The organism is Superficieibacter sp. 1612_C1 (assembly GCF_015234305.1).
Lineage (GTDB): Bacteria > Pseudomonadota > Gammaproteobacteria > Enterobacterales > Enterobacteriaceae > Superficieibacter.
Genome location: NZ_JADGMI010000002.1, coordinates 174,988 through 195,264, shown reverse-complemented (window position 1 = coordinate 195,264; position 20,277 = coordinate 174,988). Strand labels below are relative to the sequence as shown.

Genomic DNA, 20,277 nt, shown 5'->3' with positions numbered 1-20,277 from the left:
AAAAAAAGCGCCTGACGGCGCTTTTTTCATTCCTGCCCTGCGCTCTCCGCCAAGACCTTCGGCGCAGCAGGAAGCAGGCCATCTGCCCGGAACATGGCTTTAATGCCACGAATAGCCTGACGGATGCGATCGCGGTTCTCGATCAGCGCAAAGCGGACGTGAGTGTCGCCATAATCTCCAAAGCCGACGCCCGGCGAAACGCAGACCTTCGCATCCTGAAGCAGCTTTTTAGCAAACTCCAGTGACCCCATTGCCGCATACTGATCCGGAATTTTGGCCCACACGTACATAGACGCTTTGGGCATCTCCACCATCCATCCGGCTTCATGCAGCCCTTTAACCAGTACATCGCGGCGGCGTTTATACTGCTCGGCAATATCCTTCACGCACTGCTGATCGCCTTCCAGTGCGGCAATGGCCGCTACCTGAAGTGGCGTGAACGTACCGTAGTCGTGGTAACTCTTAATTCTCGCCAGCGCATTGACCAGCGTTTTATTCCCCACCATAAAACCGATACGCCAGCCCGCCATATTGTAACTTTTCGACAGGGTGAAGAATTCGACCGCCACATCACGCGCGCCGGGAACCTGCATAATGGACGGCGCTTTCCAGCCATCGTAGACAATATCGGCGTAGGCCAGATCGTGTACCACCAGCACATCGTAACGCTTTGCCAGCGCGACGACTTTTTCGAAAAATTCCAGCTCCACGCATTGCGCGGTAGGATTCGACGGGAAACCGAGGATCATCATCTTCGGCTTGGGATAGCTCTCCCGGATAGCACGCTCAAGCTCGTTAAAGAAATCGACGCCTTCCACCAGCGGGACGGAGCGTACCTGCGCGCCCGCTATCACCGCGCCATAAATATGGATCGGATAGCTGGGATTCGGCACCAGCACCGTATCGCCATGATCGAGCGTCGCCAGCATCAAATGCGCCAGCCCCTCTTTCGATCCGATGGTGACAATGGCTTCGCTTTCCGGATCGATATCGACCGCATAGCGATCCTGATACCAGCGCGAGATAGCGCGACGCAGGCGCGGAATGCCGCGTGAGGTAGAGTAGCCGTGCGTATCAGGACGCTGCGCCACGGTACACAGCTTTTCAACAATATGCGGCGGCGTCGCCCCGTCGGGGTTGCCCATACTGAAATCGATAATATCTTCGCCGCGCCGACGCGCAGCCATTTTCAGCTCAGCCGTAATATTAAAAACATAAGGGGGAAGACGATCGATACGCGTGAAACGGCGTTCAGGAGTGAACTCAGCCATAAATACCTCAGATTACGTTAGCGCCCGGACCGTCCGAGCGACGCGGCCACTGATGTGGCACGTTTAGAAAATAACCCGAAAAAATTCATGCTGTCGAGAGGGAAAGACAAAAATAATGGCCGCCCGTTAAAACGGGAAGTCCAAAAAAGATATTTGTTCAAATCAGGATGTATTTAGCGATAAATGAAATATTTATTTAACACAATGATATAAAATAATTCACCTCAAAGCATCCGCCTGCTCGCATGTTCCCAGCATGTATGCACACATTATCCAATCCCCTTTTAATTTTGTGGTATTTCCTCATTCATCAGCAAGACGTGCTGCTGGTCATCTGTCGCCAGGTTTTTTATCATAGTGTTTTCACACGCTTTACATGGTCGTCCCATGCACGAAATATTTACTATGCTGCTGGCGGTTTTCGATCGCGCGGCATTGATGCTTATCTGCCTGTTTTTCCTGATCCGCATCCGCCTGTTTCGCGAACTCTTGCACAAATCAGCGCATACTCCCCAGGAGCTGCTGGCGGTGACCGCGCTCTTTTCGCTATTCGCCCTGTTCAGCACCTGGTCAGGCGTGCCGGTGGAAGGTTCGCTGGTTAACGTGCGGGTGATTGCGGTGATGTCCGGCGGCATTCTGTTCGGCCCGTGGGTGGGGATCCTGACCGGCATTATTGCCGGGATCCATCGCTACCTGATCGATATTGGTGGCGTGACGGCGGTTCCCTGTTTTATTACCAGCATTATTGCCGGGATCCTCTCTGGCATCATTCACCAAAAGGTTCCCAAAGCACAGCACTGGCGCATTGGCATCCTCGGTGGAATGCTCTGTGAAACCCTGACGATGATCCTCGTCGTCGTATGGGCTCCCACTCTGGCGCTGGGCCTCGATATTGTCTCTAAAATTGGCGTGCCGATGATCCTCGGCAGCGTCTGTATTGGCTTTATCGTCCTGCTGGTGCGCAGCGTGGAGGGCGAAAAAGAGGCCAGCGCTGCCCGCCAGGCTAAGCTGGCGCTGGATATTGCCAATAAAACGCTGCCGCTGTTTCGTAACGTCAATGTCGAATCACTACGCCAGGTCTGCAATATTATTCGCCGCGATATCAATGCGGATGCGGTCGCGATCACCAATAACGATCGCGTACTGGCCTATGTCGGCGTCGGTGAAGATAACTATCATGATAACGATGATTCCATAAGCCCCACGACCCGGCAGGCGATCAATTCCGGTAAGATCATTATTAAAAACAATGATGAAGCTCATCGCACACCGGAAATTCACTCCATGCTGGTGATCCCGTTATGGGAAAAAGGCATCGTGACCGGCACGCTCAAAATCTACTATTGCCACGCCCACCAGATCACCTCTTCGTTACAGGAAATGGCGATTGGTCTGTCGCAGATAATCTCCACGCAGCTGGAGGTTTCCCGCGCCGAGCAGCTGCGGGAGATGGCAAATAAAGCCGAGCTGCGCGCATTGCAGAGCAAAATTAATCCGCATTTCCTGTTTAACGCCCTGAATGCGATTTCCTCATCCATTCGCCTCAATCCGGATACCGCGCGCCAGCTGATTTATAATCTTTCCCGCTATCTGCGCTATAACATTGAGTTAAACGACGATGAACAGATCGACATCAAAAAAGAGCTGTATCAGATCAAAGACTACATTGCGATTGAACAGGCGCGATTCGGCGACAAGCTGACGGTCATTTATGACATTGACGATGAAGTGAGCTGCGTTATTCCCAGTCTGTTGATTCAGCCGCTGGTAGAAAATGCCATTATTCATGGCATTCAACCCTGCAAAGGCAAAGGCGTGGTGACCATCAGTATTGCCGAGTGCGGTAATCGGGTACGAATTAGCGTTCGCGACACCGGCAACGGTATCGATCCTCAGGTCATCGAACGGGTAGAAGCCAATGAGATGCCGGGTAATAAAATCGGCCTGCTTAACGTTCATCACCGGGTCAGATTGCTGTACGGCGAAGGACTGCACATTCGCCGACTGGAGCCGGGTACCGAAATTGCGTTTTATGTACCGAACCAGCGCACGCCGCTTGCCGCGCCGGCAACGCTGCTGACCTGACCGGAGAAAACAATGAAAGTCATTATTGTCGAAGACGAAGTTCTGGCACAGCAGGAGCTAAGCTGGCTTATTAAAGCGCACAGCCAGATGGAGATTGTCGGCACGTTTGATGATGGTCTCGACGTGCTGAAATTTCTTCAGCACAACAAAGTCGATGCGCTGTTTCTTGATATCAACATTCCTTCGCTGGACGGCGTGTTGCTGGCGCAAAATATCAGCCAGTTCGCGCATAAGCCGTTTATTGTGTTTATTACCGCCTGGAAGGAACATGCGGTAGAAGCGTTTGAACTGGAAGCGTTTGACTATATCCTCAAGCCTTACCAGGAATCGCGGATTATTACCATGCTGCAAAAGCTGGAAAGCGCATGGCAGCAGCAAACGGGTACTGGCGTCAGCCCCGCCGTCATCCGTGAAAATGACACTATCAATTTGATTAAAGACGAGCGTATTTACGTCACCAGCATCAATGATATTTATTACGCTGAAGCCCATGAGAAAATGACGTTTGTCTATACCAAACGCGAATCCTGGGTGATGCCAATGAACATCACCGAGTTCTGTAGCAAGCTGCCTGCGTCGCATTTTTTCCGCTGCCACCGCTCGTACTGCGTGAATCTGAATAAAATTCGCGAGATTGAGCCGTGGTTTAACAACACCTACATTCTGCGCCTGCGCGATCTGGAATTTGAGGTGCCGGTAAGCCGCAGCAAAGTGAAAGAGTTTCGCCAGTTAATGCATCTGTAGACGAGTGCCGGGCGGCGCGTCGCCCGGCATATATTACAGGGTCTGTCCCAGAGTCTGACGCAAATGCGCGCCGGAGCCGAGCAGGCCAGGGTTATCGTGAACAATCAGATACACCGGGATATCCTGAACGTAGGCTTTGAAACGACCTTTATCTTCAAAGCCGCCGCGGAAACCTGACGCTTTGAAAAATTCCAGGAAACGCGGCACGATGCCGCCGGCAATATACACCCCGCCAAAGGTGCCGAGCGTGAGCGCCAGATTACCGCCAAAACGGCCCATAATGACGCAGAACAGGGATAATGCACGACGACAGTCGATGCAGCTATCTTCCAGCGCGCGGGTGGTAATATCTTTCGGTTGCAGGTTTTCCGGCAGCCGTCCGTCGGATTTCACAATGGCCCGATACAGATTTACCAGCCCAGGTCCGGAAAGCACGCGCTCGGCGGAAACGTGTCCCAGCTCGGCACGCAGTTCTTCGAGAATGATCGCTTCTTCTTCGCTGTTTGGCGCGAAATCTACGTGACCGCCCTCGCCCGGCAGGCTGACCCAACGCTTATCAACGTGCACCAGATGCGCGACGCCAAGACCGGTTCCCGCACCGTATACGGCAATCGGTTTACCCGCCACGGCCTGCGCGCCGCCAAACTGGATCAGATGCTCGTCTTTCAGCATCGGAATGGCCATTGATACGGCGGTGAAATCATTGATGATTTCCAGGTGCGCAAAGCCGAGGTTTTTTTTCATTTCGGCAATCGAAAACGCCCAGGTATGGTTGGTCATTGCCACCCAGTCATCGGTAATCGGGCAGGCAATAGCAATACAGCCGTCTTCAACCTCAACGTTATGTTCCTGCAAATAAACGCGCACCACCGCTTCAAGGCTGGGGTAATCCAGCCCTGAATAGGTTTTGGCCTGGGAAATTTCACCCGTGGTGACATCGCATAATGCCAGGCGCGCGTTCGTGCCCCCCACGTCCCCCACTAAAGCATATTTTGTCATTCTTTTACTGCTCCGCTAAAGTCAGAATAATCTTTTGGCACACTGTAAATTCATGACGAGCTAACAACAATGTCCATGTCATAAGTGCCCCCGGATTATAGATCTATATCACATAATAACTTTACCGTTTCAGCACTAGTTGCACTAACGCTCTGTAAAAGTTTGGGCACAGTGATGCCCGAGCTCAGTTAAAAGGAAATCATCATGCTCCATCCGCGAGCCAGAACCATGTTGATATTGTCTGTCCCCGCCCTGTGCATTGGAATCGCATCCAGTCTGATTCTGATAGTTGTCATGAAAATTGCTGCCGTGTTGCAGTTTGTCCTGTGGACGAGCGTGCCTGCACGGCTGGGGATAGCGCTCGACTCCTCAGTGTGGATGGTGCTGATACTCACCCTGACCGGCGTGGCGGTGGGTTTAGTGATCCAGTTTAGCGCTGGTCACGGTGGGCCCGATCCGGCAACCGAACCGCTGATCGGTGCGCCGGTTAATCCCGTGGCGCTTCCGGGGCTGGTGATAGCGTTAATTCTCGGGCTGGCAGGCGGCGTTAGCCTCGGGCCGGAGCATCCGGTGATGGCGGTGAATATTGCGCTGGCCGTGGCGCTGGGCGCGCGGTTTTTCCCGCGGGTTAACGCCCTGGACTGGACGATCCTTGCGTCTGCCGGGACGATAGGTGCCCTGTTTGGCACGCCCGTCGCGGCGGCGCTGATTTTCTCCCAAACGTTAAGCGGCAATAGCGAGGTCCCGATGTGGGACCGACTGTTTGCCCCACTACTGGCCGCTGCCGCGGGTGCGCTAACGACCGGCCTCTTTTTTCATCCACAGTTTTCGCTGGCGATCCCGCATTACACCCAGCTAAAGCTGGTTGATATCGTCAGTGGCACGGTGGTGGTCGCCATCGCTATCGCGGTGGGGATGGTCGGGGTCTGGTGCCTGCCCCGTCTGTATACGCTGATGCACCGGCTTAAATACCCGGTGCTGATCCTCGGCGTTGGGGGATTTGCCCTCGGCCTGCTGGGTATCATTGGCGGTCATATTACGCTGTTTAAAGGGCTGGATGAGATGCAGCAGCTGGGCTTCAGCCAGACGCTGAGTGCCTCCGACTTTTTACTGATCGCGGTGGTGAAACTGGCGGCGCTGATCGTTGCCGCCGCCTGCGGATTTCGTGGTGGACGGATCTTTCCGGCGGTCTTTGTCGCGGTAGCGCTGGGACTGGGGCTGCACGCGCATGTTGACGCTGTGCCCGCAGCCATTACCGTTTCCTGTGCCATTCTCGGGCTGGTGCTGGTAGTGACGCGCGACGGCTGGCTAAGCCTGTTTATGGCGGCGGTTGTCGTCCCGGACACGACGCTGCTGCCGTTGCTGTGCATCGTGATGCTTCCGGCATGGCTTTTACTGGCGGGTAAGCCGATGCTCATGGCATACCGTAAGAAAGAGTAACAAGATTATCGGGTTACATCTTAGCTTCACAGGGACAACAGTCTGAGAAACACGCTTTTTTGTGAACACCGTCAGGTAATTACGCCTGAAAACGTGTACTGTGTAAACGCATACATTTGTCTTTTGAGAAGGATAAAAGCATGGTTTACCAGGCAAATTCCGCACGTTATGAGACCATGGAGTATCGTCGCTGTGGGCAGAGCGGGCTAAAACTTCCGGCGGTATCGCTGGGGCTATGGCACAACTTCGGCGATGCAACGCTGGTGGAAAAAAGCCGCGAGCTTTTGCAGCACGCGTTTGATCTTGGCATTACCCATTTTGATTTAGCCAACAACTACGGCCCGCCTCCGGGATCGGCTGAAAGCAATTTTGGCCGCATCCTGCGCGAAGATTTTCTGCCCTACCGCGATGAGCTGATTATCTCTTCCAAAGCGGGCTATACCATGTGGGACGGCCCTTACGGCGACTGGGGCTCGCGCAAATATCTGATTTCCAGCCTCGATCAAAGCCTGAAGCGAATGGGGCTGGAGTATGTGGATATCTTCTATCACCATCGTCCGGATCCGGATACGCCGCTAATTGAAACCATGCGCGCGCTGGATCATATCGTGCGTCAGGGAAAAGCGCTTTACGTAGGGATTTCCAACTATCCGGCGGAACTGGCGCATCAGGCGATAGATATCCTTAACGATCTCGGCACGCCATGCCTTATCCATCAGCCTAAATATTCGATGTTTGAACGCTGGGTGGAAGGCGGATTGCTGGACGTGCTACAGGAAAAAGGCGTGGGCAGCATCGCGTTTTCACCGCTGGCAGGCGGCCTGTTAACGGATCGCTATCTTAACGGCATTCCGCCGGACTCCCGCGCCGCCAGCGGCAGCCGCTTTTTAAATCCTGAGCAGATTACCGAAGGCAAAGTCGAAAAAATCCGCCAGCTTAACGCGCTGGCAGAAAAACGCGGGCAGAAGCTGTCGCAGATGGCGCTTGCCTGGGTGCTTCGCGGTGACCGCGTGACGTCTGTGCTGATCGGTGCCAGCAAAACTGCGCAGCTTGATGACGCGGCAGGCATGCTTAAAAACCGCCATTTCAGCGAACAAGAGTGCGCCGCCATCGACGCGATTCTGAACCGCGCTGACTGACACGTTTTTTAACAAAAAATGCGCCTGAACGTAATTTAAGAGTTAAACCGATGCTACGGAGCTTTACTGCCCCGTAATATTTGTTTAACAGGCCGATATCGATCCGGTCGTGAAGGAGAAAATTATGTTCAGGTCGCTGATTCTGGCTGTGGTACTGGCCGCCTCAACCGCCCCGCTTGTTGCCAGCGCGGAAGAAATTACCCTGTTGCCATCGGTTAAGTTACAGATTGGCGATCGCGATCGTTCAGGTCACTATTGGGACGGCGATCACTGGCGCGATCGTGATTACTGGCACCGGAATTACGAATGGCGGCAAAACCGCTGGTGGCGTCATGAACCTCCACGTTACCGGGGATGGGATAACCGCCGCGCTTATGAACGCGGCTATCGCGAAGGCTGGCACGACCGCAATGACCGTCGTGGTCCTCCCGGACGCGGCCATCACGGACACCATCATTAAGATAAAGCCGTGGCCTGGATCAGGTCACGGCGTTTTATCAGGCTAAATCCAGTAATGTTCCCACCAGCAGCCAGCCGTTAAGCACCACCACCAACACCACAATCGTCCAGCCGGTCCGCTTAACCAGGGTGCTATTGACCAGCTCCCCCATCAGTTCACGGTTACTGGTAAACACCAGCAGCGGCACCAGCGCCAGCGCAATACCGAAGCTGAGCAGCACCTGGCTCATCACCAGAATCCGCGTCGGATCCAGCCCCATCAGGATCACAATAAACGACGGCAGCATCGTCACCGTGCGGCGCACCCACAGCGGAATGTGGAAACGAATAAAGCCCTGCATCACCACCTGCCCGGCAAGGGTCCCGACAACCGTTGACGACAGCCCGGCGGCTACAAGACTCAGGCCAAATACCGTTGCCGCTGCATGGCTGAGCAGCGGTTCCAGCGTCAGATATGCCTCTTCCAGATCCGCAATCCCGGTGTGGCCGTTGAAGTGAAACGCCGCCGCCGCGGTCGCCATCATCGCCAGGTTAACGAATCCGGCGATAGTCATTGCAAACGCCACGTCCCAGCGGGTCGCGGAGTAACGCTCTTTACGCGTACCGGCGTGTTGATTCTGGGTCAGAGAAGAGTGCAGATAAATAACGTGAGGCATTATCGTCGCGCCCAGCACGCCAGCGGCAAGGAATACCGCATCCGTACCCGGCAGCGAAGGGATAATCATGCCGCGCGTCAGGGCTGCCATTTCAGGCCGGGAGAAGATCAGCTCAACAATATAGGCCGCAGCAACAAACAGCAGCAGTCCACCGATCACCACTTCCAGCGGTTTTTGCCCACGACGCTGGAGCATCAGGATTAAAAAAGTCGCGATCCCGGTCAGCACCGCCCCCTGCAACAGCGAGACGCCCAACAGCATTTTAAAACCAATCGCGGCCCCGATAAACTCCGCCAGATCGGTCGCCATAGCGATGATTTCCGCCTGCACCCAGTAAAACCAGACCAGCGGACGCGGATAGTGATCGCGAATTTGTTCCGCCAGGTTTTTGCCGGTAGCGATACCCAGCTTGGCGGACAGCACCTGGATCAGCATTGCCATCAGGTTCGCCCAGACCACCACCCACAGCAGCTGATAGCCGAAACTGGCCCCTGCCTGGATGTTAGTGGCAAAGTTACCCGGATCGATATAGCCGATAGCGGCAATGAACGCTGGCCCCATTAGCGCCAGTCTTAGCCTGCGCGCGGCCCTGCCGGTACTACTCTCAACGCGACTGTTGCTCATTCTTTGCCTCTAAATATAGCCTTTGCTATGTTTCATGCTATCAAAATGAGAATGATTATCAAGATCATTTATAAAGTTGAAATTGATTTCTCTGATAGGCCGAAACAATGGCCGGGCTGGATGTCTGGTGGAATGGTATTTGTTTTAGTTATCGGTGCTAATGTTAACAGAGTAGTACATCAGCGCAACATTTCACCCTTTCCGATGACATAATTAAAATGTCTGGTAGATCACTATTTTTGAGATTGCTCACAGGAACTTACTATATTGCGGGTTTGATCTCGTTTTCTTTGGTGTTGTTACATAGAATGTGCACGAAAACTAAACCTGCCTCATATTCGGAGCAAATATGTCCGCCGTTCTGCACTTTATCCTGGCGTTAGTCGTTGTTGCGCTGCTCGCTCTGCTGGTCAGCAGCGACCGTAAAAAAATTCGCATTCGCTATGTCGTTCAACTTCTGGTGATTGAAGTTTTACTGGCCTGGTTCTTCCTTAACTCGGACATTGGCCTGGGTTTTGTGAAAGGCTTCTCCGAAATGTTCGAAAAGCTCCTCGGCTTTGCGAACGAAGGGACTAACTTTGTCTTCGGCAAAATGAATGATGAAGGTCTGGCATTCTTCTTCCTGAAAGTGCTGTGCCCTATCGTCTTTATCTCCGCGCTGATCGGTATTTTGCAGCATATTCGCGTGCTGCCGGTGGTGATTCGTGCGATTGGTTTCCTGCTCTCCAAAGTCAACGGCATGGGCAAGCTGGAATCCTTTAACGCCGTCAGCTCGCTGATCCTGGGACAATCCGAGAACTTTATCGCCTATAAAGATATTCTCGGCAAGATGTCGCGTAACCGCATGTACACCATGGCGGCAACCGCAATGTCTACGGTATCCATGTCTATTGTCGGCGCGTACATGACCATGCTTGAACCTAAGTATGTTGTCGCCGCGCTGGTACTTAACATGTTTAGTACCTTTATCGTCCTGTCGCTGATCAACCCTTACCGCGTTGACGCGCATGAAGAAAACATCCAGATGTCGAACCTGCACGAAGGCCAGAGCTTCTTCGAAATGCTGGGTGAATACATTCTGGCAGGGTTTAAAGTGGCCATTATCGTTGCGGCGATGCTGATTGGCTTTATCGCTCTGATTGCTGCGCTGAACGCCCTGTTTGCCACCGTCACCGGCTGGTTCGGCCATAGCATCTCCTTCCAGGAAATCCTTGGCTACATCTTCTACCCGGTTGCCTGGGTGATGGGTGTTCCGGCACATGAAGCGTTGCAGGTTGGTAGCATCATGGCAACCAAACTGGTCTCGAACGAATTCGTGGCGATGCTGGACCTGCAAAAAGTGGCCGCTACGTTGTCGCCGCGTTCGCAGGGCATTATCTCCGTCTTCCTGGTATCCTTCGCTAACTTCTCGTCTATCGGGATTATCGCGGGTGCCATCAAGGGCCTGAACGAAGAGCAAGGTAACGTGGTTTCCCGCTTCGGCCTGAAGCTGGTCTACGGCTCAACGCTGGTGAGCGTGCTGTCTGCGTCTATCGCCGCGCTGGTACTGTAATCCCCTCCTGAATAAGCCGGGACGCGTTCCCGGCTTTTTTACGCCTGTCGTTTATCCCACACCATAAAAAGCGTATGCCTTGCCATTATGGCAGTCAGCGCGATAAAGAAATGATGCCGGAAGGCGTTGTCTGTTTTTTCTGCCGGAATAAAAAAACCCCCGCCAAAGGCGAGGGTCTGAATGGTGGTGGAGCTAAGCGGGATCGAACCGCTGACCTCTTGCATGCCATGCAAGCGCTCTCCCAGCTGAGCTATAGCCCCACATCATCTTTACGCACCAAACCTGATGGGAGCAGGATTTGGTGGAGCTAAGCGGGATCGAACCGCTGACCTCTTGCATGCCATGCAAGCGCTCTCCCAGCTGAGCTATAGCCCCGTTGCGTAAAGCTTGTCGAGTAGACGGGCGGCATAATATGAATTCCCTTCCTCAGTGTCAACGGCAAAATGGGTTTCTGCCTTTCGTTTGCTGAAAAAGCAGGCAACCCCAAATCAGGTTGCGAGCCGCCTCGCAGCACGCCGTTATTCTTATCACGCTTTCCAGTAAAATGATGCTATAACATGACCTACTAATTCCACACACCAGGTCAGGGAATAGTATGATCAAGGAACGAATGACGCCGGATGAAATCGCGCGTCTCACCGGCTACAGCCGGCAGACTATTAATAAGTGGGTACGCAAAGAAGGGTGGGAAACCTCGCCAAAACCAGGCGTACAAGGTGGTAAAGCGCGGCTGGTTCATGTCGATGAACAGGTACGGGAATTTATCCGCAGCGCCCGCCGGGCTTCAGACAATACGGCAACCTACCATGCAGCGGTCAATGACACCTCGTTTGACATGCTGCTCCTCACGCTAGCCAATGAAATGACCGATACCGAACAAAAACAACTCACCTCACTTTTACTACGTGAAGGCATCACCGGTTTGCTGGAACGTCTTGGAATTCGTAGCCAGCCATCATGATCACATTACAAAGTAAAATGACAACCGATGAGTTAGCGGAATGCCTCGGTATGACGAAGCAAACCATCAACCGCTGGGTCCGCGAGCAAAAGTGGCGTACCGAGAAAATTCCGGGCGTAAAGGGTGGACGTGCAAGGCTGATTCATATTAACCAGCAGGTGTGCGAATATCTGACCAATGTCCCGGCGCTGCGCCACCATACGATGCCTCTTCTGGCCAACGATGTCGGTCATGAATATGGCGTGGTTGACGTGAACACTCCACTTCATCAGATTTACCAGATCCTGCAAAAATTGACGCCGACGGAGCAGCAACAGCTCAATGTCTTTTTAGCGCGGGAAGGGATTCGCGTTTTTCTGAATCGTCTGGGGATTGGCGACGAAAGCTAAAAGGGATGCCTGAGGCGGGTTACCTCCTCAGGCATGATTGACGCGGTTACTGCTGTTTTTCACGCTCAGCAATAAAGGCGAGCGCTTTATTGATGCGCTCAATGCTGCGGGTCTTACCAATAGCATGCACCGTCACGTCCAGCGCCGGAGACTGCCCTGCCCCGGTTACCGCTACGCGCAGTGGCATACCGACTTTACCCATCCCGACTTCCAGCTCGTCCGCCGTCGCCTGAATGGCGTGGTGCACGTTTTCCGCTGTCCAGTCGGAGAGTGCAGACAATTTGTCGCGTACCACTTCCAGCGGCTGACGCGCTACCGGGCGCAGGTGTTTTTTCGCGGCATCCGCGTCAAACTCAGTAAAATCTTCGTAGAAATAGCGGCAGCTCTGCGCCATCTCTTTCAGCGTTTTGCAGCGCTCGCCCAGCAGTTGCACCAGCTCACTCAGCTGCGGGCCGGTACGGGTATCGATATTTTCCTGCTCAATATGCCACTGTAAATGGGTAGCGACATATTCCGGTGCCAGCGTGTTGATATAGTGGTGGTTCAGCCACTGCAATTTTTCGGTATTAAATGCACTCGCCGATTTGCTCACCGCGTTCAGGGAGAACAGGTTAATCATCTCTTCACGGGTGAAGATCTCCTGATCGCCGCTCGACCAGCCCAGGCGCACCAGATAGTTCAGCAGCGCTTCCGGCAGGTAGCCGTCGTCACGATACTGCATTACGCTTACCGCACCGTGGCGCTTGGAGAGTTTTTTGCCGTCGTCGCCGTTGATCATGGAAACGTGAGCGTAGACCGGCACCGGCGCGTTCAGCGCTTTCAGGATGTTGATCTGACGCGGCGTGTTGTTGATATGATCTTCACCACGGATGACGTGAGTGATTTCCATATCCCAGTCATCAACCACAACACAGAAGTTATAAGTCGGCGAGCCGTCGGTGCGGCGGATAATCAGATCGTCCAGCTCCAGGTTACTGAACTCAATCGGACCACGGATCTGATCGTCAAAAATAACCGAGCCGTCCTGCGGGTTAGCAAAACGCACCACGCACGGTTCGTCATCCGCATGATGTTCATGACCGTGGCGGCAGCGGCCGTCGTAGCGCGGCTTTTCACCTTTCGCCATTTGCTCTTCACGCAGTGCGTCCAGACGCTCTTTAGAGCAGTAGCACTTATAGGCGGTGCCTGCTTCCAGCATCTCGTCAATCACCGCGTTATAACGGTCAAAGCGTTTGGTTTGATAGTATGGGCCTTCATCCCACTCCAGGCTCAGCCAGTTCATCCCGTCCATAATGGCTTCAATAGCTTCCGGGGTGGAGCGTTCAAGGTCGGTGTCCTCAATACGCAGCACAAACTCACCGCCGTGATTACGGGCAAAAAGCCAGGAGTAAAGAGCAGTACGTGCACCGCCGACGTGCAGATAGCCGGTCGGGCTGGGCGCGAAGCGAGTTTTGATTTTCATGAAAAGGCCTTACGTTTATAAAGATGCCGACAACCGGCAAATCCTGAAAAATGCGAGGCGGATATTCTATCACTCCCGCCTGATTCCTCAATGTTGTTACCGTTGGAAGGTCATGCTTTCCTGTTTTTGTTTAGAAATCATGCCGAATTGCGCCCTCAATCATGGTTTTGTTTAATTTTACGACGAACGAACAAAAACTTAAGAAAAGGCGTTGACTCATTTTCAACTCTCCCTATAATGCGACTCCACACAGCGGGGGTGATTAGCTCAGCTGGGAGAGCATCTCCCTTACAAGGAGAGGGTCGGCGGTTCGATCCCGTCATCACCCACCACTACTTCGGTAGTCTCCGCCGTGTGAAGCAAGAAATTGAGAAGTGGGTGATTAGCTCAGCTGGGAGAGCACCTCCCTTACAAGGAGGGGGTCGGCGGTTCGATCCCGTCATCACCCACCACTTTCTCACCAGCTGGATTTCTTGCAGTAAATTGAAGTACCGAAGTGGGTGATTAGCTCAGCTGGGAGAGCATCTCCCTTACAAGGAGAGGGTCGGCGGTTCGATCCCGTCATCACCCACCACTTCGGGTCGTTAGCTCAGTTGGTAGAGCAGTTGACTTTTAATCAATTGGTCGCAGGTTCGAATCCTGCACGACCCACCAAATTCAAACAAAAGCGCCTTCTGGCGCTTTTGTTGTTTTCAGGCACCGCGCCACAAATCCTGATCGTTATCTTGCCCGGTAGCCATAGCCTGCCGGGCAATAACGCCTTCAGTAATCGCCTTTACTCCACCAGCGAATGGCAATTAACGATGGTGTTTCATCGTTTTCTGCCGATAACCCTTATTTACAGCCAAAAGGGTAAAAATCATGACGACCATTTCCTCCGCTTTACCCGCGCAAAGCAGCGGCAGCGCCTCTTCCGAGATCGCCGGAATTTACCGGCAGATAACCAAACTCACCCAGCAGCTTAAAGAGCTGGCAGATTCCAGCCTCGGCGCGGATGAGAAGCAAAAGCAGCAGGAGTTGATCCAGTCGCAAATCGCAATGCTTCAGGCGCAGCTGGCGATGCTGCAAAGCAAGCAGCTGGAAAAGTCACAGCAGGAACAGGCGCAGGCAGAAAAAGTCGAAGGCGTTAATCGCCCCTCCGCCGACAATCAGATCGATATTTATATTTGATAGAGCGGATCCTGCGCCCGCCCGGCTGCCAGCTCACCTGCCTGGGCGCGAACGATTTCCCACAGCGCTTGCGCGGCAGTGGAGAGTGAACGGTTTTTCCTGCGTGCCAGCATCAGTTGCCTCTCCATTCCCGGCGTCAGACGCTTGACGATCAAATGACTGTCCTGCGGTAATGGCAGCGCCAGCGCGGGAAGCACGCTGATGCCGATCCCCGCTTCCACCATCGGAAACAGCGTGGCCGGGTGACCAATCTCCTGCACAATTTGGGCGCTCACAGAGAAGTGAGCCAGCGCGGCATCAATCAGCGGTCGGCTGCCGGAGGCGTAGTCCTGAAGGACCAGCCGCTCAGACTGGAGATCGTGCCAGTCGATGCTTTCGCGGCGGGCAAAGCGGTGATCCTGACGGCACAGCAGCAAAAAAGGTTCGGAAAGGATCGTTTCACACTGCAAATCGTTGACCGCGCCGGGATCGATAACAATACCAAAATCCACTTCGCCCTGACGAATGCTCTCCAGCACCCACTGCTGCGGGCGATCGTGCAGCACAAAATCGATCTCCGGATAGCAACGGTTACTTTCAGCGATGCACTGGGGGATAAGATGCGCGGAGATGGTCTGGCTGGCGGCGATCCGGACCTTCCCGGTTAGCTGCGTGCCCACCCGCCCCGCTTCCCGCAGCGTGCTGTGAAGTTCATCCAGCACTCGCTCAAGCCGCGAGGCCAGTTGTTGCCCGGCCTCGGTCAGCGCTACTTCACGCGTGGTCCGGTCCAGCAGGCGCACGCCGGTTTGTTGCTCCAGCTCCTTAACACTATGGCTGACAGCCGACTGACTTAATCCGACGATCTCCCCTGCCCGGCTGAAACTTCGGGCATGAGCGACGGTAACAAAAACGCGAAGCTGACGGAGTGAGTAATTCATCTGTTTTATTCATGAATAGATGCAATAAATCAATTTTATTTCTCAAACCGGAAGAAGCACAATAGGAATATCGATTTTCAGGAGCCTCTATGAAACTTTTTCGTATCCTCGATCCCTTTACGCTTACCCTGGTCTGTGTGGTGTTGCTGGCCTCCTTCTTCCCTGCGCGCGGCAATTTTGTGCAGTATTTCGAGTGGCTGACCACGGCGGCCATCGCGCTGCTGTTTTTTATGCACGGTGCCAAGCTATCGCGTGAGGCCATTATCGCGGGCGGCAGCCACTGGCGGCTGCATTTGTGGGTCATGTGCAGCACGTTCATCCTGTTTCCGGTTCTGGGGATACTGTTTGCCTGGTGGGCACCGGTGAATGTCGATCCGCAGATCTATACCGGCTTCCTCTATCTGTGCATTCTGCCTGCCACGGTGCAGTCGGCGATTGCCTTTACGTCTCTGGCGGGCGGTAACGTTGCGGCGGCCGTCTGCTCTGCTTCGGCCTCCAGCCTGCTGGGGATCTTCCTTTCACCGCTGCTGGTGGGGCTGGTGATGAATATGCACGGTGCGGAGGGAAGTTTACAGCAGGTCGGCAAAATTATGCTGCAACTGCTGCTGCCGTTTGTCCTCGGACACCTTTCTCGGCCGCTGATTGGCGACTGGGTGGCGCGGCATAAAAAGTGGATCGGCAAAACCGATCAGACCTCGATCCTGCTGGTCGTTTACTCTGCCTTCAGCGAGGCGGTGGTTAACGGCATCTGGCATAAAGTCGGGCCGGGTTCACTCCTCTTTATCGTTATCGTGAGTCTGGTACTGCTGGCGATCGTCATTGCGGTGAACGTTTTTGTTGCCCGTAAAGGCGGCTTTAATAAAGCGGATGAAATCACGATTGTGTTCTGCGGGTCGAAGAAAAGCCTGGCGAACGGCATTCCGATGGCCAATATTCTTTTTCCGGTGTCGGTGATTGGGATGATGGTTTTACCGCTGATGATTTTCCATCAAATTCAGCTGATGGTATGTGCGGTGCTGGCGCGTCGCTATAAACGCCAGACTGAGAAGTTGCAGGCGCAGGCGCAAACCCACGCCGCAAAAGTTTAAAGCGGACGTTTCAGGGGCTGCACCAGCTGTGTCAGCCCCTCGGTTTTGATTAGCAGCGTTATCGCCATCAGTTCGCCCAACCGCCCGGCAGGGAACGCATCTTTGCGGGCGAACCACAGCAGATACTCCTCCGGCAGGTCGATCAGCCTGCGCCCCTGATATTTACCAAACGGCATCACCGTATTGGCAATCTCGATAAGCTGCTCTTTCTCCACTTAATCCCCCAGCAGGCGGATCATTTCCGCTTCATCGATAACCTCAATCCCCAGCTCCTGAGCTTTTGCCAGTTTGGAGCCTGCGGCTTCTCCGGCAATCACCAGATCGGTTTTTTTCGACACGCTACCGGACACTTTTGCCCCCAGCGCCGTCAGACGATCTTTGGCATCATCGCGCGACATCAGGGTCAGGCTACCGGTCAGCACCACCGTTTTTCCGGCAAATGGGCTGTCGATCTCTTCAGCTTTAACAATCACCGGCGCGGGCCAGTGGATACCCACGTCCTCAACCAGCTGGCGGATGACGTCACGGTTGCTGTCTTCCTCAAAGAAGTTGAAGACGTGTTTTGCGACAACCACGCCGACATCCGGCACTTTTTGCAGATCGTCCACCGTGGCCGCCGCTAACGCCTCCAGGCTACCAAAGTAGCTTGCCAGCCCCGCTGCCGTAGATTCACCCACTTCACGAATGCCCAGCGCATACAGGAATCGGGCGAAGGTGGTTTCTTTAGCGGCGTCCAGCGCGTTAACCACGTTCTGCGCGGATTTAGGCCCCATTCGATCCAGCCCGGTCAGTTTTCCTGCCGTCAGACGGAACAGATCAGCCGGAGTATGAACATACTCTTTCTCCACCAGCTGATCGATAATTTTGTCGCCCATGCCGTCCACGTCCATAGCCCGACGCGAGACGAAATGCTTGAGCGCCTCTTTACGCTGGGCACCGCAGATCAGGCCGCCGGTACAGCGGGTAACCGCTTCGCCCTCAACGCGTTCAACGTCAGAGCCGCATACCGGGCAGTGGGCCGGGAACACAATGGGACGCGTTTCATCAGGGCGCTCGGAGATGACCACGTTAACGACCTGCGGGATCACGTCTCCGGCGCGGCGGATAACCACTCTGTCGCCAATGCGCAGCCCAAGGCGCTCAATTTCATCAGCATTGTGTAAGGTCGCGTTGCTGACCAATACGCCAGCCACCTGCACCGGCTCCAGACGGGCGACCGGCGTGATGGCTCCGGTACGTCCTACCTGAAACTCAACGTCGCGCACCGTGGTCATCTGCTCCTGAGCGGGGAATTTAAACGCCACTGCCCAGCGCGGCGCGCGGGAGACGTAACCAAGCTGTTCCTGAAGCGCCAGAGAATCCACCTTGATTACTACGCCGTCAATGTCAAAACCCAGCGTTGGACGATCTTCACCCACCTGATGATAGAAGGCCAGCACCGCTTCCGGAGAATCACACAGACGCACGCGATCGCTTACCGGCAGTCCCCAGGCTTTGAACTGCTGCAAGCGCCCCATATGACTGGCGGGCAGCTCGCCACCTTCCAGAATACCGATCCCGTAGCAGAAGAAGGTCAGCGGCCGTTTTGCTGTAATGCGCGGATCGAGCTGACGCAGCGATCCTGCCGCCGCGTTGCGCGGGTTAGCGAAAACTTTACCGCCCTTTTTACGCGCCTCTTCGTTGATTTTCTCAAACCCGCTTTGCGGCAGAAAGACTTCCCCACGCACTTCCAGACGCGCCGGAATGCCCTCGCCGTGCAGCTTCAGCGGGATCGCGCGGATCGTCCGCACGTTGGTGGTGATATCTTCACCGGTGGTCCCGTCACCACGCGTTGCCGCCCGCACCAGCACGCCATTCTCATAAAGAATGCTGACCGCCAGACCATCAAGTTTCAGCTCACAGCAGTATGTCAGGGCATCGGTGTTCTTGAGTCGGTCCTGCACGCGCTTGTTAAACGCCAGAAAGCTCTCGTCATCAAAAACGTTGTCCAGTGAGAGCATCGGTACTTCGTGGCGAACCTGACTAAACGAGGTCAGCGGCGCGGCACCGACACGCTGAGTAGGCGAGTCCGGGGTGATCAGATCCGGATGCTGTTCCTCAAGCGCCCGCAGTTCGCGCATCAGCCTGTCGTATTCGGCATCGGGCACCTCCGGCGTATCCATCACGTGATAAAGATATTCATGATGGCGAAGCGTGGTTCGCAGCTCAGTCAGTTGTTGTTCAATAGAGTCCATATCACACCATCAATATAAAAAACCCCCGACATGCGGGGGTTCAGAAGGAAGAGTGAAGCAGCCAGCCGTTATGCGTTGGCTTCTTTCACCTCGCGAATACGATCCTGATACTCACGCAGTTTTTGCGGGGTCATCATCCGACGCTGATCGTCGAGTACGACGCCCCCTACCTCATCGGCAATATATTGTGCGGATTGCAGCATCAGTTTGAAGTTCTGCAATTCGTCGCCGTAAGAAGGTACCTGCATAAACATGGTGACGCCTGGGGTAACAAAGTCCGTCATTGATTCAGACTCGAAGAACCCTGGTTTAACCATGTTTGCCAGGCTGAAGAGCACCGGACCACCGCCATCAGTACTCAGATGACGATGGAAGATATTCATTTCGCCAAACTTGAAGCCCGCCTGTTGGATGCTGTTGATCAACAGCTCACCGCTGATCTGCGCGCCCTGATGTGCAGAGACGTTCATCACAATAACGGTTTCGGCACGCTTCGGCTTTTCAGGTGCGGGAGCCGCTTCAGCCGGTTGTGGCTGGTGCTGCGGTTCAGGTGCAGACTGCGGTTCATGTACCGGCTGCGGCGCGTGTTGCGGTGCTGGCGGCTGCGGTGCCTGGCGCACGGGCTGCTGCTGCACCGGTTGTTGAGGCTGTACGGGCTGCGCATGCTGAACGGGTTGCGGCTGCTGAACAGGCTGCTGCGACTGCATCGGCGGCTGTTGCTGAACGGGCGGCTGACGCACCGGCGCTTCCTGCGGTACAGCAGGCGGGACCTGACGTGGCTGCGCCGACTCATAAGGCGGCTGATAACGGTGCTGCGGCTGTTGAGGCACGTCATGTTCCCCAGGCGCGGCGTTAACCCGGTGGACGCGCACTTCTCCTACGCTTTCAACGTCATCGTCGAAATCGCGGTTATCAGACTCGTCATCATCACGCTGCGACTTCATGCGCTTAAGTGGGCGATCGCGAAACATAGAAGAGCGCTCTTTACGGCTGGTCCAGAAACCGTGAACCAGTAAAGCGATTATGGCGATCGCGCCAACAATGATTAATATCAGACGCAAATCCTGCATCATTATATTCTCTGTTG

The 20,277-nt window shown here is 54.4% G+C and carries 18 protein-coding genes and 6 tRNA genes; 14 read left to right on the top strand and 10 right to left on the bottom strand.

Annotation, left to right across the window (positions count from 1 at the left end; translation table 11 throughout):
* Positions 1-26: 26 nt before the first annotated feature.
* Positions 27-1,271, bottom strand: coding sequence for an alanine transaminase (gene alaC / locus INT84_RS07200; protein WP_194206255.1), 1,245 nt, complete (start codon positions 1,269-1,271; stop codon positions 27-29).
* A gap of 387 nt (positions 1,272-1,658) precedes the next feature.
* On the opposite strand from alaC, the gene INT84_RS07195 reads away from it, so the two are divergent.
* Positions 1,659-3,356 (top strand): sensor histidine kinase, encoded by a 1,698-nt coding sequence (locus tag INT84_RS07195; RefSeq protein ID WP_194206254.1) that lies wholly within the window; start codon positions 1,659-1,661, stop codon positions 3,354-3,356.
* 12 nt (positions 3,357-3,368) lie between these two features.
* Entirely contained in the window at positions 3,369-4,100 is a 732-nt protein-coding gene (locus INT84_RS07190; protein ID WP_194206253.1) for a LytTR family DNA-binding domain-containing protein, read from the top strand.
* A 33-nt stretch (positions 4,101-4,133) separates the two neighbouring features.
* On the opposite strand, the gene glk is transcribed toward INT84_RS07190, so the two are convergent.
* Complete coding sequence (gene glk / locus INT84_RS07185; protein ID WP_194206252.1) at positions 4,134-5,099, bottom strand: glucokinase; 966 nt, start codon at positions 5,097-5,099, stop codon at positions 4,134-4,136.
* Between the two features lie 204 nt (positions 5,100-5,303).
* On the opposite strand from glk, the gene INT84_RS07180 reads away from it, so the two are divergent.
* The 3 genes from INT84_RS07180 to INT84_RS07170 all read left to right on the top strand — a co-directional run bounded on the left by INT84_RS07180 (position 5,304) and on the right by INT84_RS07170 (position 8,138).
* Positions 5,304-6,539 carry an ion channel protein gene (locus tag INT84_RS07180; RefSeq protein WP_194206251.1) on the top strand — a complete coding sequence of 412 codons (1,236 nt, stop codon included), beginning with the start codon at positions 5,304-5,306 and terminating at the stop codon, positions 6,537-6,539.
* Between the two features lie 140 nt (positions 6,540-6,679).
* The gene (gene mgrA / locus INT84_RS07175; RefSeq protein WP_194206250.1) at positions 6,680-7,678 is read left to right on the top strand and encodes an L-glyceraldehyde 3-phosphate reductase; all 999 of its coding nucleotides are present in this window, start codon (positions 6,680-6,682) and stop codon (positions 7,676-7,678) included.
* 124 nt (positions 7,679-7,802) lie between these two features.
* Positions 7,803-8,138, top strand: a complete 336-nt coding sequence (locus INT84_RS07170) for a DUF2502 domain-containing protein (protein WP_194206249.1) — start codon at positions 7,803-7,805, stop codon at positions 8,136-8,138.
* A 37-nt stretch (positions 8,139-8,175) separates the two neighbouring features.
* Here the strand turns inward: INT84_RS07170 and INT84_RS07165 are convergent, their stop codons facing one another.
* Positions 8,176-9,417, bottom strand: coding sequence for an Nramp family divalent metal transporter (locus INT84_RS07165; protein WP_194206248.1), 1,242 nt, complete (start codon positions 9,415-9,417; stop codon positions 8,176-8,178).
* Between the two features lie 349 nt (positions 9,418-9,766).
* Between INT84_RS07165 and nupC the strand changes: the two genes are divergently transcribed.
* Positions 9,767-10,969, top strand: a complete 1,203-nt coding sequence (gene nupC / locus INT84_RS07160; protein ID WP_103674456.1) for a nucleoside permease NupC — start codon at positions 9,767-9,769, stop codon at positions 10,967-10,969.
* Between the two features lie 184 nt (positions 10,970-11,153).
* Here nupC and INT84_RS07155 read toward each other — a convergent pair.
* Both INT84_RS07155 and INT84_RS07150 read right to left on the bottom strand, forming a co-directional pair.
* Positions 11,154-11,229 (bottom strand) — tRNA-Ala (locus INT84_RS07155).
* Positions 11,230-11,268: 39 nt separating this feature from the next.
* A tRNA-Ala gene (locus INT84_RS07150) sits at positions 11,269-11,344 on the bottom strand.
* Positions 11,345-11,564: 220 nt separating this feature from the next.
* Between INT84_RS07150 and INT84_RS07145 the strand changes: the two genes are divergently transcribed.
* Both INT84_RS07145 and INT84_RS07140 read left to right on the top strand, forming a co-directional pair.
* Positions 11,565-11,930: a YfeC-like transcriptional regulator gene (locus INT84_RS07145; protein ID WP_194206247.1), complete on the top strand. Its 366-nt coding sequence runs from the start codon at positions 11,565-11,567 to the stop codon at positions 11,928-11,930.
* Positions 11,927-12,319: a YfeC-like transcriptional regulator gene (locus INT84_RS07140; protein WP_176920271.1), complete on the top strand. Its 393-nt coding sequence runs from the start codon at positions 11,927-11,929 to the stop codon at positions 12,317-12,319. Before INT84_RS07145 ends, INT84_RS07140 begins: the two co-directional genes overlap by 4 nt.
* 46 nt (positions 12,320-12,365) lie before the next feature.
* On the opposite strand, the gene gltX is transcribed toward INT84_RS07140, so the two are convergent.
* A complete protein-coding gene (gene gltX, locus INT84_RS07135; RefSeq protein WP_194206246.1) occupies positions 12,366-13,781 on the bottom strand; it encodes a glutamate--tRNA ligase in 1,416 nt (471 codons plus the stop codon).
* Positions 13,782-14,037: 256 nt separating this feature from the next.
* On the opposite strand from gltX, the gene INT84_RS07130 reads away from it, so the two are divergent.
* From INT84_RS07130 to INT84_RS07110, 5 genes are all read left to right on the top strand, one after another.
* Positions 14,038-14,113: transfer RNA gene (locus tag INT84_RS07130), tRNA-Val, on the top strand.
* Between the two features lie 44 nt (positions 14,114-14,157).
* Positions 14,158-14,233, top strand: a tRNA-Val gene (locus INT84_RS07125).
* Positions 14,234-14,279: 46 nt separating this feature from the next.
* A tRNA-Val gene (locus INT84_RS07120) sits at positions 14,280-14,355 on the top strand.
* A 4-nt stretch (positions 14,356-14,359) separates the two neighbouring features.
* Positions 14,360-14,435 (top strand) — tRNA-Lys (locus tag INT84_RS07115).
* A gap of 207 nt (positions 14,436-14,642) precedes the next feature.
* Complete coding sequence (locus tag INT84_RS07110) at positions 14,643-14,951, top strand: FlxA-like family protein (RefSeq protein ID WP_194206245.1); 309 nt, start codon at positions 14,643-14,645, stop codon at positions 14,949-14,951.
* Here the strand turns inward: INT84_RS07110 and INT84_RS07105 are convergent.
* Positions 14,942-15,868: a LysR family transcriptional regulator gene (locus INT84_RS07105; protein ID WP_194206244.1), complete on the bottom strand. Its 927-nt coding sequence runs from the start codon at positions 15,866-15,868 to the stop codon at positions 14,942-14,944. The two genes, INT84_RS07110 and INT84_RS07105, sit on opposite strands and share 10 nt — an antisense overlap.
* A gap of 89 nt (positions 15,869-15,957) precedes the next feature.
* Here INT84_RS07105 and INT84_RS07100 point away from each other — a divergent pair, with 89 nt between their 5' ends.
* Positions 15,958-16,956 (top strand): bile acid:sodium symporter family protein, encoded by a 999-nt coding sequence (locus INT84_RS07100; protein ID WP_194206243.1) that lies wholly within the window; start codon positions 15,958-15,960, stop codon positions 16,954-16,956.
* Here INT84_RS07100 and INT84_RS07095 read toward each other — a convergent pair.
* From INT84_RS07095 to zipA, 3 genes are all read right to left on the bottom strand, one after another.
* Positions 16,953-17,171: a DUF3820 family protein gene (locus tag INT84_RS07095; RefSeq protein ID WP_194206242.1), complete on the bottom strand. Its 219-nt coding sequence runs from the start codon at positions 17,169-17,171 to the stop codon at positions 16,953-16,955. The genes INT84_RS07100 and INT84_RS07095 overlap by 4 nt on opposite strands.
* A complete protein-coding gene (ligA, locus tag INT84_RS07090) occupies positions 17,172-19,190 on the bottom strand; it encodes an NAD-dependent DNA ligase LigA (protein ID WP_194206241.1) in 2,019 nt (672 codons plus the stop codon).
* A gap of 68 nt (positions 19,191-19,258) precedes the next feature.
* Entirely contained in the window at positions 19,259-20,263 is a 1,005-nt protein-coding gene (zipA, locus tag INT84_RS07085) for a cell division protein ZipA (protein ID WP_194206240.1), read from the bottom strand.
* Positions 20,264-20,277: the final 14 nt, after the last annotated feature.

Coding starts and splice junctions, on each gene's coding strand:
- INT84_RS07190 (WP_194206253.1), top strand. CDS start 3,369: ATGAAAGTCATTATTGTCGAAGACGAAGTTCTGGCACAGCAGGAGCTA.
- INT84_RS07145 (WP_194206247.1), top strand. CDS start 11,565: ATGATCAAGGAACGAATGACGCCGGATGAAATCGCGCGTCTCACCGGC.
- nupC (WP_103674456.1), top strand. CDS start 9,767: ATGTCCGCCGTTCTGCACTTTATCCTGGCGTTAGTCGTTGTTGCGCTG.
- ligA (WP_194206241.1), bottom strand. CDS start 19,190: ATGGACTCTATTGAACAACAACTGACTGAGCTGCGAACCACGCTTCGC.
- INT84_RS07105 (WP_194206244.1), bottom strand. CDS start 15,868: ATGAATTACTCACTCCGTCAGCTTCGCGTTTTTGTTACCGTCGCTCAT.
- INT84_RS07170 (WP_194206249.1), top strand. CDS start 7,803: ATGTTCAGGTCGCTGATTCTGGCTGTGGTACTGGCCGCCTCAACCGCC.
- INT84_RS07195 (WP_194206254.1), top strand. CDS start 1,659: ATGCACGAAATATTTACTATGCTGCTGGCGGTTTTCGATCGCGCGGCA.
- INT84_RS07110 (WP_194206245.1), top strand. CDS start 14,643: ATGACGACCATTTCCTCCGCTTTACCCGCGCAAAGCAGCGGCAGCGCC.
- INT84_RS07180 (WP_194206251.1), top strand. CDS start 5,304: ATGCTCCATCCGCGAGCCAGAACCATGTTGATATTGTCTGTCCCCGCC.
- mgrA (WP_194206250.1), top strand. CDS start 6,680: ATGGTTTACCAGGCAAATTCCGCACGTTATGAGACCATGGAGTATCGT.
- INT84_RS07165 (WP_194206248.1), bottom strand. CDS start 9,417: ATGAGCAACAGTCGCGTTGAGAGTAGTACCGGCAGGGCCGCGCGCAGG.
- alaC (WP_194206255.1), bottom strand. CDS start 1,271: ATGGCTGAGTTCACTCCTGAACGCCGTTTCACGCGTATCGATCGTCTT.
- gltX (WP_194206246.1), bottom strand. CDS start 13,781: ATGAAAATCAAAACTCGCTTCGCGCCCAGCCCGACCGGCTATCTGCAC.
- INT84_RS07140 (WP_176920271.1), top strand. CDS start 11,927: ATGATCACATTACAAAGTAAAATGACAACCGATGAGTTAGCGGAATGC.
- INT84_RS07100 (WP_194206243.1), top strand. CDS start 15,958: ATGAAACTTTTTCGTATCCTCGATCCCTTTACGCTTACCCTGGTCTGT.
- glk (WP_194206252.1), bottom strand. CDS start 5,099: ATGACAAAATATGCTTTAGTGGGGGACGTGGGGGGCACGAACGCGCGC.
- zipA (WP_194206240.1), bottom strand. CDS start 20,263: ATGATGCAGGATTTGCGTCTGATATTAATCATTGTTGGCGCGATCGCC.